Source organism: Corallococcus sp. AB030, from assembly GCF_003668965.1.
Taxonomy (GTDB): domain Bacteria; phylum Myxococcota; class Myxococcia; order Myxococcales; family Myxococcaceae; genus Corallococcus; species Corallococcus exiguus.
On record NZ_RAWQ01000239.1, the window covers coordinates 1 to 15356 of the forward strand.

At 70.3% G+C, this 15356-nt stretch carries 13 protein-coding genes; 8 read left to right on the forward strand and 5 right to left on the reverse strand.

All coding sequences use genetic code 11. The annotated features are described in order from the left end of the window. Positions 1 to 235: 235 nt before the first annotated feature. A complete protein-coding gene (locus D7Y15_RS37500) occupies positions 236 to 853 on the forward strand; it encodes a DUF2378 family protein (protein WP_121755562.1) in 618 nt (205 codons plus the stop codon). On the opposite strand, the gene D7Y15_RS37505 is transcribed toward D7Y15_RS37500, so the two are convergent. After that, positions 804 to 1655, reverse strand: coding sequence for a tRNA (5-methylaminomethyl-2-thiouridine)(34)-methyltransferase MnmD (locus D7Y15_RS37505; protein ID WP_121755563.1), 852 nt, complete (start codon positions 1653 to 1655; stop codon positions 804 to 806). The genes D7Y15_RS37500 and D7Y15_RS37505 overlap by 50 nt on opposite strands. 48 nt (positions 1656 to 1703) lie before the next feature. Here D7Y15_RS37505 and D7Y15_RS37510 point away from each other — a divergent pair, with 48 nt between their 5' ends. From D7Y15_RS37510 to D7Y15_RS37530, 5 genes are all read left to right on the forward strand, one after another. Continuing rightward, positions 1704 to 2699: a hypothetical protein gene (locus D7Y15_RS37510; RefSeq protein ID WP_121755564.1), complete on the forward strand. Its 996-nt coding sequence runs from the start codon at positions 1704 to 1706 to the stop codon at positions 2697 to 2699. A gap of 154 nt (positions 2700 to 2853) precedes the next feature. Then, positions 2854 to 3255: a hypothetical protein gene (locus tag D7Y15_RS37515; protein WP_121755565.1), complete on the forward strand. Its 402-nt coding sequence runs from the start codon at positions 2854 to 2856 to the stop codon at positions 3253 to 3255. Positions 3256 to 3261: 6 nt separating this feature from the next. Further along, a complete protein-coding gene (locus D7Y15_RS37520; protein ID WP_121755566.1) occupies positions 3262 to 4326 on the forward strand; it encodes a type VI immunity family protein in 1065 nt (354 codons plus the stop codon). A gap of 165 nt (positions 4327 to 4491) precedes the next feature. Continuing rightward, entirely contained in the window at positions 4492 to 7755 is a 3264-nt protein-coding gene (locus D7Y15_RS37525; protein WP_121755567.1) for a kelch repeat-containing protein, read from the forward strand. A gap of 36 nt (positions 7756 to 7791) precedes the next feature. Continuing rightward, complete coding sequence (locus D7Y15_RS37530; protein ID WP_233605239.1) at positions 7792 to 9504, forward strand: OmpA family protein; 1713 nt, start codon at positions 7792 to 7794, stop codon at positions 9502 to 9504. Between the two features lie 97 nt (positions 9505 to 9601). Here the strand turns inward: D7Y15_RS37530 and D7Y15_RS37535 are convergent, their stop codons facing one another. Next, positions 9602 to 10375, reverse strand: a complete 774-nt coding sequence (locus D7Y15_RS37535; protein ID WP_121755569.1) for an HAD family phosphatase — start codon at positions 10373 to 10375, stop codon at positions 9602 to 9604. 92 nt (positions 10376 to 10467) lie between these two features. On the opposite strand from D7Y15_RS37535, the gene D7Y15_RS37540 reads away from it, so the two are divergent. Then, complete coding sequence (locus tag D7Y15_RS37540) at positions 10468 to 11028, forward strand: sugar O-acetyltransferase (RefSeq protein WP_121755570.1); 561 nt, start codon at positions 10468 to 10470, stop codon at positions 11026 to 11028. 44 nt (positions 11029 to 11072) lie between these two features. After that, on the forward strand, positions 11073 to 11810 hold the full coding sequence (locus D7Y15_RS37545) for a TetR/AcrR family transcriptional regulator (protein WP_148712968.1): 738 nt from the start codon (positions 11073 to 11075) through the stop codon (positions 11808 to 11810). Between the two features lie 11 nt (positions 11811 to 11821). Here D7Y15_RS37545 and D7Y15_RS37550 read toward each other — a convergent pair whose 3' ends face one another. The 3 genes from D7Y15_RS37550 to tgt all read right to left on the reverse strand — a co-directional run bounded on the left by D7Y15_RS37550 (position 11822) and on the right by tgt (position 15223). Beyond that, positions 11822 to 12580 (reverse strand): transglutaminase-like domain-containing protein, encoded by a 759-nt coding sequence (locus tag D7Y15_RS37550; RefSeq protein ID WP_121755572.1) that lies wholly within the window; start codon positions 12578 to 12580, stop codon positions 11822 to 11824. A gap of 179 nt (positions 12581 to 12759) precedes the next feature. Then, positions 12760 to 13944: a nuclease gene (locus D7Y15_RS37555; protein ID WP_121755573.1), complete on the reverse strand. Its 1185-nt coding sequence runs from the start codon at positions 13942 to 13944 to the stop codon at positions 12760 to 12762. 109 nt (positions 13945 to 14053) lie between these two features. Further along, positions 14054 to 15223 carry a tRNA guanosine(34) transglycosylase Tgt gene (tgt, locus tag D7Y15_RS37560; RefSeq protein WP_120580612.1) on the reverse strand — a complete coding sequence of 390 codons (1170 nt, stop codon included), beginning with the start codon at positions 15221 to 15223 and terminating at the stop codon, positions 14054 to 14056. Positions 15224 to 15356: the final 133 nt, after the last annotated feature.

The following is a 15356-nucleotide window of genomic DNA, read 5'->3' on the forward strand; positions in this document are numbered from 1 at the left end:
CCCTTGCGCCCCTTCGACATCCTCCACGTCTGGCACGAGCGCTTCGACGGCGACCCCGCGCACCAGTGGCTCCGCGGATTGGTGGCACGGTCCGTCGACGTAGGGTCTGAAAACACCCGGAGTTCACGAAGGGTGCGGCGCGCGCCAGCTTCCTGACACTCCGGGGACGCGACACTGAACGTCAGTACACAGGTGGGGGAGCATCGCATGGGGGGCTTCGTGTAGGGTGCTCCCCATGAATCCTGAGAAGCTTGTCTTCGCCCAGACCGTCGACGCGCTCTTCGTCCGCGCGCTGGAGAACCGCCTGACGCCGGCGTGCCGCGAGCACCTGAAGCGGGCGGGGCTGGACCTCGACAAAAAGCTGGAGCGCTCCTACTCGCTGGAGCAGTGGCGGGAGTTCCTGCGCATCGCGGCCGGGCACGTCTACGGCGGCGTGCCGGCGGAGGCCGCGTACTACTCCCTGGGCGAGCGCTTCATGGACGCCTACTTCGGCACCTTCTTTGGCCGCGCACTCCTGGGCGTGGGCCGGCTGGCCGGTCCCCGGCGGATGCTGCTGCGGGCGGACCTGGGCTTTCGCGCCGGCAACAACTTCAGTGAAATCAAAATCGTGGAGCGCAGCGCGACGTCGCTAGAGCTCTGGATGAACGACGTGCTGGCGGATCAGCCGACGTTCGCGGCGGGGTTGCTGGCGCGCGCGGTGGCGCTGTGCGGGGGCTGGCGGGTGGTGGCGCTGCCGGAGGAGTTCGACGGCACGGCGGCGACGTTCCACCTGCGCTGGAGCGAGGCTTCCGCGGAAGGGGCGCTCAGCGCCACTGAGGATGGGTCCGGAGGCGACGCTCGACCTCATGCGTGAGGGTGCCCCCGTGCGGGGCCCGGGAGGACGAGCGCTCCCAGCGCTCCAGCCACCGGGTCCCCAGCGGGGCGGCCAGTGTTTCGTAGCGGGTCGAGGCCACGGTGGTCTCCCCCTTGGCGCCGGTGGACACGCCGGCGCCCACGTAGAACCCCGCGAGCAGCAGCGTGACGCGGGTGGGCGTGGCCGCGCTGTAGGTCATCAGCAGGGCGCCCTCTCCGTCTTCCCGGCAATGCCGGCGCACCCGGGCGAGGACGGCTTCGGTCCACATGTCCGGGTTGGACGCGGGTGAGAACGGGTCGAAGAAGACGAGGTCCGCCGGGGGCAGCCCCGCGTCCGGCTCCAGGAAGGGCACCGCGTCCCCCAGCTTGAGGGTCCACTGGATGCCGGGCTCGCTCCAGGCGCCGTGCTTCATGAGGCTTTCAGCGGCTTCGCGGAACGGCTGGAGGAAGGGGAAGCCCTCCGCGTCCGCGAGCGCGAGCCGCAGCGGGGCCAGGTCCACCTCGAAGCTGACGATGTGCAGGTCGCGGGCGCGGGCCGGGCCCAGTTCGCGGGCGCGGGTGAGCGCGGCGACGGCGTTGGTGGCGGCGCCCAGGCCCACGTCGTGGATGACGAGCGGCGGGCCGGGCTGGCGCAGGCGGTCCGCGAGGCCGGGCTGGTCGACGTAGAGGCGCAGGGCCTCCTGCCACGGGCCCACCGCGGGGTGCATGACCTCGCCATGGCCCAGGTGGCGCACGGCGCGGTGACCGTTGCGAAGGGTGACGAGCTCGAAGTCGCCGTCGCGCGGATGGGAGGGCTCGGACATGGGGCTCCTGGCCTGGAGGGGATGTGTGGGAAAGGATGGGTGCCTAGCATGACGACTCCAGGGCAGGAACATCGGGGCGCGCTTCACGGGGAGGACGTCCGGCACGGGGAGGCTCCGTTCGAGGGCGGCCGGGTGCGGCTGTCGCTGCGGGTGGAGGCGGCAACGCGCACGGTGCTGGCGGCGGCGTGGGAGGCGTCGGTGGAAGCCTCGGGGGACGCGGGGCATCCGCTGGCAGCGTGCCTGGAGTCGCTGTGTCAGAACGCGGTGGGCATGGCGGTGGACGTGTTCCTGCGCTTCGACGACTTCCACCTGCGCGCGGGGTGTCCGGACGGGCTGGAGGCGACGGAGGAGGCGGGGCTGGCGGTGCGGGTGTTCCGGCTGGCCTTCAGCCAGTTCCACCCCCGGGCCACGGGGCCCGCGTACCTGTCGAGCGGACTGGTGCTGGCGAAGCTGCCCCGGGGCGTGCGGCCTGAGTGGGACGAGCCGGGGTTCTACTTCGCGCACTACTACCGCGAGGAGCTGTGGGCCTCGGCGGTGGAGGAGGCGCGCCGGGGTGGCGTGCTGGGGCCACGAGCGGCGTGTGCGTACATCGATGCGCTGCTGGCGAAGGCCGACGACGCGGTGGAGCTGGACTGGCCCGTGGAGCAGGGCACGGCGACCTGGGACTGGCTGACGCGTGTGTGCCTGCCGGCGGTGACGGGGGGCGCGGAGCGGACAAGGCGGTTGCTGGAAGGGGGGTACGGGGGCGCGAGCGGCACGGGGAGCTTCCCCTTCGGGCACCTGGACGGAGGGCCGTGGCATCCGCCGGTGGGGCTGCCTGAGCCGGAGGATGTGGGGCACGCGGAGTTCATCCTCGGGGATTTGGAGCACCTGCTGCCGGAGCTGCCGAAGGACGGCGTGCTGCTGGCCGCGCCACGGTGGATGGCGGTGGGACAGACGCAGCACTCCCCTGCCCTGCGCCGGGCAGACATCTCCAGTGAGGAGGCCGGGGGCTTCGGCTTGTTCAACGCGGCGGCGCACGACGTGGGTGAAGACGATGATTGATGGGCGCCTTCTGGGCGGACTGGTGGCCCTGCTCTGCTTGTCTTGCGCTTCGGGTCCAAGGCAGTACGCGCAGACATCCGACTCCGCGACCAGTGCATGTCTGCGCAATCCCACCTGTTACACGCAGCCGGGGGATGAGGCGTTCCTGCCTTGGATGGACAAGGCCGTGAGGGCAGCGGCCACAGCGAGCGCTACGATGAAGCTACTGGAGGCGGCGGACGTGGCCCGCATCGAGCACCTGTTGGTGGAGTGCGCGAAGGATGCGGACTTCATCGTCAATGAGCGTGAGTACGGCCAGGGGAAATACCCGGACGACAAGGAGTGCTTGCGCGTGGTCGGCCATGACAAGTACGGCGATCCCATCCGACGACAGGCTGAGCTTGGGACCATGAAGCATGACGTTGCCTTCGCATGTGTGCAGCGCGAAATCCTCCGGCACTTCCCCAACAACGTTTCGATCGAGCCGAGATATGTGATCCGCACGGGCAAGGGGGGACAACAGGACATCATGAAGCCTGACGTCGTCCTTCGGTTCCAGAAACAAGGGATCAGATGACTCGGTATGCAAGCCTTGATGGGCAATGCAATCCCGCCATCATCACACCTCAGTTCGGGATCATCCGTGAGTAGCTACACGCTCTCTGAACACTTCGCCACGACCCTCCCCCGGGTCCAACTCGTCCTGCGCATCGTGTTCTATCTACCGCATGACCACGGACCACTTGCCCCATACGCGAGACAGTCACTGGACCTGTTTCTCAACGCCATTGGGCATGCGCCTGAGAAACTGACCACGGGTTATGACCCCGACATCAGTGAGGCGGCCTTCCCACTCACACCTGAGTTCTGGGAGGAAGCGCGGCGCCATGTCGCGAAGCCTCGTTTTGAGCCCTTGAATGACATGGAGCAAGACTCCATCTGGTTCCGCACGCTGACCAAGCGGGGCTTCGACACATGGGTTCATCTCATTGGCGGAGAGTCGGATCCCAGTGGCTACGAATTCAGCTTCCGCTCACGGCTTCCCTGGCGAGAACCCTCTTCTGAGTACAGCGTTCTGAGCGTGAAGGTCCCCATGCAGTACCTGGAGGAGCAGGGACCTGAAAAGGCGCGCGACCTGGCGCAGTCGCTGGCGGAGCTCCTTCCCTTCAGCACGGGCCATGCGGGACTGTCGCTCTCGTTCACCCGTGGGAGGTCGAAACTCCTTCCCCTCCTGAGGGATCAATTAATCCAGCATCCTGGCTGGGATGTTCCACGGGAGAGTACGTGGGGCATGGGAGAAGGAGTTGACGGCATCCACTGGATGAACTTCCTGGGCCCTCCCCTCCTCGAAACCGTTGGCGGCATCCAGGCGCTCCTCTCGCACCTGAGTCACCCGGATACCTCCGTCCAGGAGCTCACCGGAGGCCGTGCCTTGATCGGCCTGGGCCCCGTGCCGCTCGCGGGGAATACGAAGTGGGGTGAAACGCTGCCGGCGTATCGCGAACTGGCCCGGTTCCTGGAGCCCTGGCTCCTGCCCTTCCCCCACGTCAACACCTGGGACGGCTACACCGACGAGGAGGCCCGTCTCTGGTGGCGCCGCTTCCTGGAGGCCCCCCCCGAGAAAATCTACGACCCACGCGGCGGATGACCGCGCCGGATTTTTTCACGCATTGCCCCAGCACCCGGCGCACTGATAATCCGCAACCCGGAGTGTTCACGTCGAGCGGCAGGCCGACGGTCGTGGTCGCGCCAGCCCTCGCGGATCGGGGTTTCATCGATGCGGTCACAACGCGCTGTCTGGAGCAGGCTCCTGTTGTTCGCCGCGAGCCTGGGCCTTCTTTCCTGCGGCGGGAACGAGCGCCCGGCGGCATCCGAGGGCATCCGCACCACGCACGCCCGTCTCGCGACGGCACCGGCCTGGTACGCCACCCCGTCCATGGCGACGGCACGCGGGCAACACGCGGCCGTCCTGCTCCCCAACGGGAAACTGCTCGTCGTCAACGGCGTCAACTCGTCCGGATTCGTGGGCACGGCGGAGACCTACGATCCCGCCACCAGCACCTGGGCCTCCGCGGGCCCCTCCAGCCTCACGGGCAACGTCACCCTGGCCGTGCTCCTGCCCACGGGCCGGGTGCTGGTGCTGACCGATGGCTCGCAGGGGGGACGCCTCTATGATCCCATCGCCAACACCTGGGCCGCCACGGGCAACATGTCCACGACCCGCGCCCTCCCCACGGCCACGCTGCTGGCCACGGGACAGGTCCTCATAGCGGGCGGCACCGGCGGTGGCGGCGTCCGGCTCACGACCGCGGAGCTCTACGACCCCGCGACCAACACCTTCACCGCCACGGGCGCCATGACCGCGGGCCGCGGCGCGCACATGTCGACGCGGCTGCGTGACGGGCGGGTGCTCGCGGTGAGCGGCTTCAGCGGCAGCGGAGAGGTGCCCGGAGCCGACCTCTACGATCCGGCCAGCGGCACCTGGTCCGCCGCCGCGCCCCCGCTGGTGGCCCGCCACTACTCCACCAGCACGCTGCTTCCCGACGGCCGCGTGCTCGTCGCGGGTGGCTTCACCGCGAGCGGTGTCACGGCCCAGTCGGAGCTCTACGACCCGGCCGCCAACACCTGGACCGCGACCGGCAACCTCGCGTTCCCGCGCGCCAGCCACATGGCCACGTTGCTGCCCAATGGCCGCGTCCTCGTCACCGGCGGTTCCAACACATCCAGGGCGGCGCAGATCGAATCGGAGATCTACGACCCCGCCACCGGCACCTGGGCCGCCGCGGGCACGATGAACACCGCCCGCGAGAACCACACCGCGACGCTGCTGCCCTCGGGCAAGGTGTTCGTCACGGGCGGGTTCGCCCAGCTCCCCGGCCTGACGTTCTTCGCGCAGACGGAGGTCTACGACCCCGCCGCGAGCCAGTGGTCCCCGGCCGGCGCCATGGGCACGCCCCGGACGGACCCCATGGTGGCGCTGCTGCCTGGCGGTCAGGTGCTCGTCGCGGGAGGCCGTGGCGTCAGTTCCTCGGCGGCGGTGGAGGTGTATGACCGCGCGAGCAACAGCTGGAGCGCCGCGCCCGCGCTCGCCGTGCCCCGCGAGCGCGCGACCGCGACCGTCCTGCGCTCCGGCCTGGTGCTGGTCGCCGGTGGCCGCAACGCGGGCGTCTCGACGGCGTCCGCCCAACGCTACGACTCCACCACCGGGACCTGGCTGCCCACCGCCGACCTCCTCGGCACGAGGCACCTCCACTCCGCCACGCTCCTTCCGGATGGCCGGGTGTTCGTGTCCGGTGGCCAGCGCAACGCCGCGGTGCTCGCCTCCGCGGAGATCTACTCGCCCGACGCCAACACCTGGAGCGCGGCGGCGCCTCCCACTGTCGCGCGTGCAAGCCATGGCGCGGTGCTGCTCCACGACGGCAGGGTGCTCGTCGCTGGCGGCCATGACAACACCGGCGTGGAGACGGCTTCGGCGGAGCTCTACGACCCCGTCACGAACACCTGGGCCCCCGCAGCGAACCTCAACGATATCCGGGACGAGCTGACGCTGACGCTGCTGCCCTCGGGCCAGGTGCTGGCGGCGGGAGGACTCGTGGGCCTCACGTACCTCACGTCCGCGGAGCTGTACGACCCCGCCACGAACACCTGGACTCCGGTGGGCTCGCTCTCGCAGTCGCGCTATCACCACACCGCCACATTGCTGCCCTCCGGCAAGGTCCTGATCGCGGGCGGCCTGACCGACCTGGGCGCGTACGTCGACACCGCGGAGATCTTCGATCCCCAGCTGCGCATCTTCACGACCGTCGCGGACCCCACCACACGCGGAGGGCTGATCTCCACCGCCCTGCCTTCAGGCGAGGTCCTCCTCGTGGGAGGCGTGGGCGCGCCCGACGCGGAGCTGTTCAACGAGAACGGCGCCCAGCCCGCGTGGCGGCCCACGGTGACGAATCCGGTGACCCTCGTCGCGGCCTGCCCCACCGTCCTGGAGGGCATGCTGTTCCGGGGCATCTCCGGAGGCAGCAGCGGCAGCTACTCGGACTCCCCCACCGACTTCCCCCTGGTGCGGCTCCGCGCCGCGGAAGGCGGGCGTCTCTGGACGCTTCCCTCCAGCAACACCTCGGCCACGCGCGCGACGGTGACCGTCCCCGCGGACGTGCCGGTGGGCACCTACGGGCTGACTGTCTTCGCCAACGCCATCTCCGGCGGGCGGATGGTGACCGTCGTCGCCAACCGTCCTCCGACGGCGGCGGACCAGACGGTCGTCGTTCCGAAGGACACGGTCACGGCGATCGCCCTGAGCGGCACGGATCCGGACCCCGGCCAGGTGTTGAGCTGGACCGCGGTCACCCAGCCGCAGCACGGCACGCTGGGCACCAGCGCGCAGGGGACGCTCGAGTACACCCCCAACCCCGGCTTCGTGGGCACCGACAGCTTCACCTACCGGGTCCGTGACTGCGCCGACGACAGCAACATCGCGACCGTGACCCTCAACGTGACGGACGACGCGGTGCCCCCCACCCTCACCTGCCCCGCGAACCTCACCGTGGAGGCGACGGATCCAGACGGCGCGCTCGTGACCTACGACCCCGCCGTGCTGGAGCCGGCGGGAGGGCTCCCGGTGAGCTACTCGCAGCCGTCGGGCGCGCTGTTCCCGATTGGCACCACGACGGTCACCGCGACCTCCACCGGCCTCACCTGTACGTTCCAGGTGACGGTGCAGGACACCACGGCGCCCACCCTCACCTGCCCCGCGGACATCACCGTGGCGCCGAACACGCAGGTGACGTTCACGCCCACGGCCACGGACGCGGTGACAGCCAATCCGACCGTGACGTCCTCGCCCGCGTCGGGCAGTGAGTTCCCGGCGGGAGCCACGCAGGTCACCGTCACCGCCACGGATGCGGCGGGCAACACCGCGCAGTGCACGTTCCAGGTCCGGGTCCAGGCGCAGGTCGTGGAGATCGCTGGCGGTGGCTGTAACAGCACCGGTGGCACCACGTCCGCGCTGGCGCTCCTCGCCGCCCTGGCGGCCTGGGGCTCGTCGCGTCGCCGTCAGAACCCGGCCCGGGGGAACTGAGACATGCGCTCCCTCTTTTCTCGAATGGACCTCCCCTTGCGTACGAAGGCTCAGAGCTGGGCGCTGGCCGCGCTGCTGGCCACCGCCGTCACCCCCGCCGCGTTCGGGCAGACCACCACGAGCCCGCTCGTCCCGCTGGACCTGGAGCGCCTGCGCTTCACGCCGGCGGCGACGGACTCGATGCTGGTGGACACCGGCCGCGTGCTCCCCGAGGGCGGCTACCGCCTGCTCCTCATGGTCAACTACGAGCGCGGCATCCTCCTGCTCCAGGGCAGTGACGGGCTGGAGCGCTCCATCCTCCACTACCGCACCGCGGGCTGGCTGGCCGGCGCGTGGTCGCCGGTGGACCGGTTGGAGTTCTCCGCGAAGCTGCCCGTCATCATCGCGCAGGGCGGTCACGGCGCGGAGCAGCTGGTGGGCGTGAGCGAGCCGGACTCGTTCGGCCTGGGCACGCCGGAGCTGGGCGTGCGCTACGAGCTGCTGCGGCGAGAGGAAGGCGCGCCGGTGTTCCTGGGCCTGGGCCTGGACATCGGGATTCCGGGAGGCACGGCGGACGCGTTCGGCCGTCAGGCGGGCTGGGCCGGGTTCCAGTTCGCGCCCCGCGTGTCCATCAGCCGCGAGGTGGGCCCCGTGGTGCTGGGCGCCAACGCGGGCATCCGGATCCGCTCGCGTGAAGTGGAGCCGGGCCGCGACGTGGGCACGGAGCTGGAGCAGGGCGTGGTGGTGGCCACGCGCGGCAAGGGGCTGCGCGCCGAAATCGCGCTCCAGGCCGCCGAGTCGCTCGTGGAGTCGGACCTGGCGCTGGAGTTGTTGGGCGGCGTGCGGCTGCCGGTGGGCGCGGGCTTCGAGGCGTTCGCGATTGGCGGGCACGGCTTCACGGACATCCCGGGCACGCCGTCGTTCCGGCTGGCCGCGGGCATCGCGTACGCGAACGAGCCCGAGCCCGTGGACCGGTGCCGCACCGGCCGCAGCCACACGCCGGAGCAGTGCCCGAACGAGGACGACGACGGCGACGGAGTGGCGAACAAGGACGACCGCTGCCCGCTGGAGGCCGGCTCCGTGGAGAACAACGGCTGCCCGGACAAGGACTCGGACGGCGACGGCGTGGTGGACCGCGAGGACCAATGCCCGAACGAGGCCGGTCCCGCGTCCGAGCGCGGCTGCCCGGTGAAGGATACGGACGGCGACGGCGTGCCGGACAAGGACGACGCCTGCCCGAACCAGGCCGGCCCCGCGTCCGAGCGTGGCTGCCCGGTGAAGGACACGGACGGCGACGGCGTGCCGGACAAGGAGGATGCCTGCCCGAACGAGGCCGGTCCCGCGTCCGAGCGTGGCTGCCCCGCGAAGGAACAGCCCAAGCCCGAGGAGCCCAAGCCCCAGCCCGAGGAGAAGCCCGCGGAGACGACGTCGCCGCTGGAGCACATCGTCCAGTTCCCGGTGAACCAGTCGGAGTTCCAGGAGAACGAGCAGCGGCAGCTGGATGACATCGCGGCCTACCTGAAGGCGAACCCGAAGCTGAACGTCCGGATTGAAGGCCACACGGACAACAGCGGTCCGGAAGAGGCCAACCGCACGCTGAGCCAGCAGCGCGCGAACCGCGTGCGCGCATACCTCATCCAGAAGGGCATCGCGGGCTCGCGACTGGAGGCGAAGGGCTTCGGCCCCGACCGTCCGCGCGTGTCCAACGAGACGCCGGAAGGCCGCAGCGCGAACCGCCGCGTGGAGTTCGTCCCCGTCACGGGGAGCTGACCGCGTCAACGTGACGCCGCTTCGTGGTCACCCACGAAGCGGCGCATGGATGTTTCAGTAAGACGGGCGTGGAGGCCTCCTCCACGCCCGTTTTGCGTCAGGCCTCTTCGGGGTGCAGCTGCACCAGCGCGGGCAGCTCCGCCGCGCGGTCGCGCAGCCGCGCCTTGGGCCGGATGGCCACCGGGACGCGGGAGGCCGCGAGCAGCTCCAGGTCGAACACGTTGTCGCCGAAGGCTGCGTAGAGCGGCCGGTTCGTCCGCAGCCGCAGGCTGTTCACCTTGCCAGGGCCGTAGGGCACGGGCTCGAAGACGGACGTCAGCAGCCGTCCGCCCTCCTCCTTCGGCGTGCACGCCACCACGAAGTCAGGCGTGATGCCCACCTCGCGCACCGCGGCCTCCACCACGGCGCGCGGCGATGCGCTGACCACGTAGCAGTCCACGCCCTGCCCCCGCGCCCACTCCACCACGCGGCGGGCTTCTGGATGGACGCGACCGGCCACGCCCCGCCGGGCCACCACGTCGAGCGCGAAGCCGCGCATCTCCTCCGCGTGCCAGCCGGCGAAGATCCACGCCATCATCTCGTAGGTGTCCTTCTCCGGCAGCCGCCCGGCCTCGAACGCCTTGAACAGCGCATGCGCCAGCGTCACCGCGTCCGGATGCGACTCCACGCCATGGCGGGCACCCAACTGCTCCAGCGCCACGCGGGCCTCGGGGCGCACGCCGCCGTGATCCAGCAGGGCCATGAACAGGTCGTCCCCCACGTCCCCGCTCCACAGCGTGCCATCCCCATCGAAGGCCAGCACGCCATCCGGCGTCCGCTCCACCTCGCGACGGATGCGCTCCAGCGTCTCCTCGACCCGCTCAATCCTCATGGCTGGCATCCTCGCTGTCCGGGCCGTCCAGTGTCACCCGCCACCACACGGGCTGTTCACCATCCGGGCAATGGATGAGTACCCTTCCGGGCATGGCACGAACGGAGAAAGAGAAGATGCTCGCGGGCGAGCTGTACAGCGCCGTCGACCCGCAGCTGGTCGCCGAGCGGGGCCGCGCCCGCAAGATCCTGCGCGCCTACAACCAGTCCACCGAGGACGAGCTGCCGCTGCGTGAAAGCCTGCTCGCCGAGTTGCTGGGCAAGGTGGGCGCCGGAACGTGGATCGAACCGCCGTTCCTCTGCGACTACGGCGAGCACATCCGGCTGGGCGAGCGTGTCTTCATGAACTTCCAGTGCGTCATCCTGGACTGCAACACGGTGACGATTGGCGACGACGTGTCCTTCGGCCCGGGCGTGCAGGTGTACGCGGCCACGCATCCCCTGGACCCGGATGAGCGCATCAAGGGCCCGGAGCTGGGCCGCGCCATCACCATCGGTTCGAAGGTGTGGATTGGCGGCGGCTCCATCATCTGCCCGGGCGTCACCATCGGCGAGGGAACCACCATCGGCGCGGGCAGCGTGGTGACGCGGGACATTCCCCCGTATGTCTTCGCCGCCGGCAATCCCTGCCGCGTCATCCGAAACCTCCGGTAGCGCGGACTGTCACGGAGGCCCGGAATCGAGCAAGACTGGAGGCAATGAGTCTGAGATTGCTCCCGCCAGTGAAGACGGTGCCCCTGCTCTGGGAGCGCCCCGAACCTGCCCACCTGCATGGGTCGGTCCCGCTGCGACGGGCCGCCATCGCCCAGGCGGCCGTGAGCCTCGCCGACAAGAAGGGGCTCGGCGCCGTCTCCCTGCGCACCGTGGCGGCCGCGCTGAAGGTGGATTCGAAGCGGCTTCGCGGCTTCGTGTACTCGAAGAAGGAGCTGCACGAGCTCATGGCCGACGCGGTCTACCGGGAGATGGTCGCGGCCGGCCCGTACCAGGGGGACTGGCGTCAAATCCTGCGCGACGTCGCCCACCGGTTTCGGCGGGCCGCGCACAAGCACTTGTGGTTCACGGACCTGGTGGGGCCTCGGATGAGCATGGTTCCCCACGCGCTGGTGTACGTGGAGGCATCCCTGGCCGCGTTGGGTGAGGAGCCCGGGTTCAAGGGCAGTGGCAACGCCATGCGGGCCCTGCAGAACGTCAGTGCCTACGCCGCGGGCGCCATCCAGGGAGAATCCGCCGAGGTGCGCTACGAGCGCCGGTTTGGCAGGGACTGGACGGAGCTGCGCGACACCGTGGGGCCCTACTACCAGCGGATGCTCGAATCCGGCCGGTTCCCACGGACCGTCCGGGAGGTCGAGTCCCCCACGGAGACGTCCCTGGACGCGGTGTTCGAGCAGGGACTGGAGCTCATGCTCGACGGCATCGCCGCGCGGCTCCCACGCTGAGGCGGAGGACTTCAGCCCACGGCCTGGTGGGTCTCGGTGACGCCCTGGTACTGGTAGGCGCCGCTGTCATACGGGGTGATGGCGTCGTCGGACTTCTTGGTGCAGGCCGCGGCGGTGGGGTCGAAGGCCTGGAACTGGCCCTTGTCGTCCTTGAACTCCACCCACGCGTGGGCGCCCCGGTCCGTATCGCCGAAGACGACGCGCGCGTCCACGCCGGCCTGCTCGAAGCGCTGCTCGGCCTCGATGGCCATGTCCACGCAGACGCCGGACTTGGACGCGTCGAAGTTGCTGGAGTTCTTCATGGCGGCATCCCACGTCTTGCCGCCCGAGTAGTCGTACTTCCAGGACGTGGCCTCCTTCGCGATGTCCTGGGCCACCTGATCCGCGCTCTTGCCGGAGGACGGGCCCTTTGCACCCTGCGCCTGTGCAGGAGCGGGAGTCGGGGCCGGAGTGGGCTGGGGCTTCTGGGCCTGGGCCTTGGAAGGCTCGAAGCTGTCGCGCTGCCAGTTCTGCTGGAAGCTCTGCGAGCCAGTGGGCTTCGGGCCCTGGGCCTTCGCGCCCTCGCCCTTCAGCAGGGACTCCTTCGTCAGACCCAGCTCCTTCAGCAGCTTGGCGAACTCCTGGGGCTGCTTCGCGGAGTCCACCGTCTTCACGGGAGAGCCGTCGGCGTTGACGACCTTCACCACGACATTCCTCGGGGCCTGCGCGGCTTCGGGGGACACCTTCGCGCACGGGCTGGAGGACGGACGCGAGAGGGAGGAGATCGCCATGGGATAGGGCCTCGTGGAAACAGCGGGGATGCCCGTCCCATGAGCACGGCGTGTGCCAGCGCTCGTGCTTCCTGGGGTGAACGCCAAACCCCTGTGTTTCCAAGGCCCGTGGGCAAGGCCTCGTCAGCGAAGGCCCGCGCCGCTGGTGACAGCCGTGCGCCGGGTGATGTCCGGCGTCATCACCCCATCGGCTCGGAGGCGACGTCGGGCTCCGGTTCGTCCGGTCCCTCCACGGTGCGTTCCAGCGTGCGAGCGAGCGCGGCCCGGGCCTCCGCGGCCTCCTCGAAGGGCTCATCGCTCCCGGCCCGCGCCGGGGCAGGCACCGTCGCATCCAGCTCCGCCGGGTGCAGGCGGAACCACTTCGCGACGAGCATCACCTCCTGGGCCTCCTGAGCGCGGAGGCCAATCGCCTCCGGCTCCGGCACGTCGAAGATGTCCCGCACGCGTGCGTCCAGCGCAGCCTGCTCCTCCGGCGTCCGGGGCGCGGGCACCTCCGCGCGGATCCGCCCCCGCCGCAGCACATACGTGCGGTCCTCCCCGCCGTGCCCGCGCACCGTGTAGACCAGCGACAGCCGCCGCAGCGTGCGCCCCAGCTCCACGATCCACGCCTGCACGTTCTCCAGCCGCTCCGCGCGATCTCTCAGCTCCGCCGCGTATTCGAACTGGAGCCGCCGCGCCGCCATCGCCATGCGCTCGCGCAGGATGACCAGCGGCCGGTCCGACTCGCCGTTGAGGAACGCGCGAGCCAGCGAGACCTGCGCCAGGTACTCCGCCGTCGTGCACCCGCCCGCGCACGGCGACAGGCACCGCGCCGTCTGCCCGCGCATGCACCGCGGGTCGTCCTTCAGGGGGAAGAGCTGGATCTGATCCGCCAGCCGCATGGGCGTCTCGGACGGACAGTCGCGCAGCTCCAGCAGGTCGTTCACCGCGCGCACCACGTCCGCCATGGTGTGCCGCCCGTGGAAGGGCCCGAAGTACTCCGCGCGCCCGCCGCCACCGGGCTGGCCCACCACGCGCAGCCGGGGCACGGCCTCGCGCGTGAGCTGGAGGAAGCAGTGCGCGCGGTCGCGCTTGTGCTCCACGTTGTAGAGGGGCCGGTGGCTCTTGATCAGCCGGAACTCATGGAGCAGCGCCGCGAACTCGCTGGCCGTGTACTCCCACTCCACCTGGTGCGCCTGGGCGACGATCTCCCAGGCCTTCTCGCCCTCGTCCGCGCGGAAGTAGGACAGGAGCCGCGTGCGCACCCGCACGGACTTGCCCACATAGAGCAGCTCCCCGGCGGGACCGAAGAACCGGTACACGCCGGGCCGGTTCTCCGCGCTCGAGCGGACGTGACTCAGGAGGGTGGCGACGCGCGGGTCCATGCGGCAGGTAGCACCGCAGGCTAACCCGCCACGTCCCGCCGCACCGCCGCCCGCGTGCGGCCCATCACAACCCGGCCGGAGGGCGGGCGGAGGGCCACCCGCCCGGACTTCAGCCCACGTCCTTCAACGTCGCGGCGCTGGCCAGGGCCTCGTCCTTGAGGTCCTTGGGCGTGGCGATGGCGGCCTTCAATTCGCGGTACGTCTGCGCGTAGCCGTTGCGCAGGATGCCCTCGCGCACGCGCTCCATCAGCCGCTGGTAGTGCCGCACGTTGTGCACGGACAGGAAGCGCGAGCCCAGGTGGTGCTTGCCGCGCATCAGGTGCTGCAGGTAGCCGCGCGTGTAGCGCTTGCACACATAGCAGTCGCACTCGGGGTCGAGCGGCCCGTCATCCAACTGGTACACGGTGCGGGTGATGCGCACCAGCCCCTGGAACGTGTACGCGTAGCCCTGCTGCGCCATCTTGGTGGGGATGATGCAGTCGAACATGTCCACGCCGCGCAGCACCGCCTCCAGCAGGTCCGTGGGCGTGCCCACGCCCATCAGGTAGCGAGGCTTGTCCTGCGGCAGGGACGCGGTGGCGCGCTCGGTCATCGTGTCGCGCTCCACCTTCGTCTCGCCCACGGCCAGACCGCCGATGGCGAACCCGTCGAAGGGCAGCTGGGTGAGGAACGCGGCGCTCTCATCGCGCAAGGCCGGGTGGACGCCGCCCTGGACGATGCCGAACAGCGCCTGGCCCGTGGGCTTCGACTCCTTCGCGGCGAGGCTGCGCACGGCCCAGCGGTGGGTGCGCTCCATGGCCTCGCGGGTGCCGGCCTCGTCCGTGCGCGAGTCGATGCACACGTCCAGCACCATCATGATCTCCGAGTTGATCGCCTGCTGCATGGCGATGCTGGACTCGGGGCTGAGGAGCCGGCGGCTGTTGTCGTAGAAGCTGCGGAAGTGCGCGCCCTTCTCCGTGATGAGCCGGTCCTCCGGCAGGGAGAAGATTTGAAACCCGCCCGAGTCCGTCAGCACGGCGCCGTCCCAGCCCATGAAGGGGTGGATGCCGCCGAAGCGCTCGAACACCTCCGGGCCGGGCCGGAGCATCAGGTGGTAGGTGTTGGCGAGGAGGACCTTGGCCCCCGTCTCCTTCACCTCCTCCATGGCGAGGTGGCGGAAGCCGGCGTGGGTGGCCACCGGCATGAACATCGGCGTGGGGAAGGACCCCTTGCGGGTGTGGAGGATGCCCGTGCGGGCGCCGGTGGGGTCGGTATTCAGGAGTTCGAAGCGGACGGCCATTGGACGGGCCTTATACCCAGCCTGCCCGCCCGGGGGCACCCGCTTCCTGGGGACGCCCGCCTGGTCCCCTGGGGACCGCCGCTCCCCTTCCCGCCCTTGGGAGGCCCCGGTTTCCCTACCCAGCCCCCGGGGG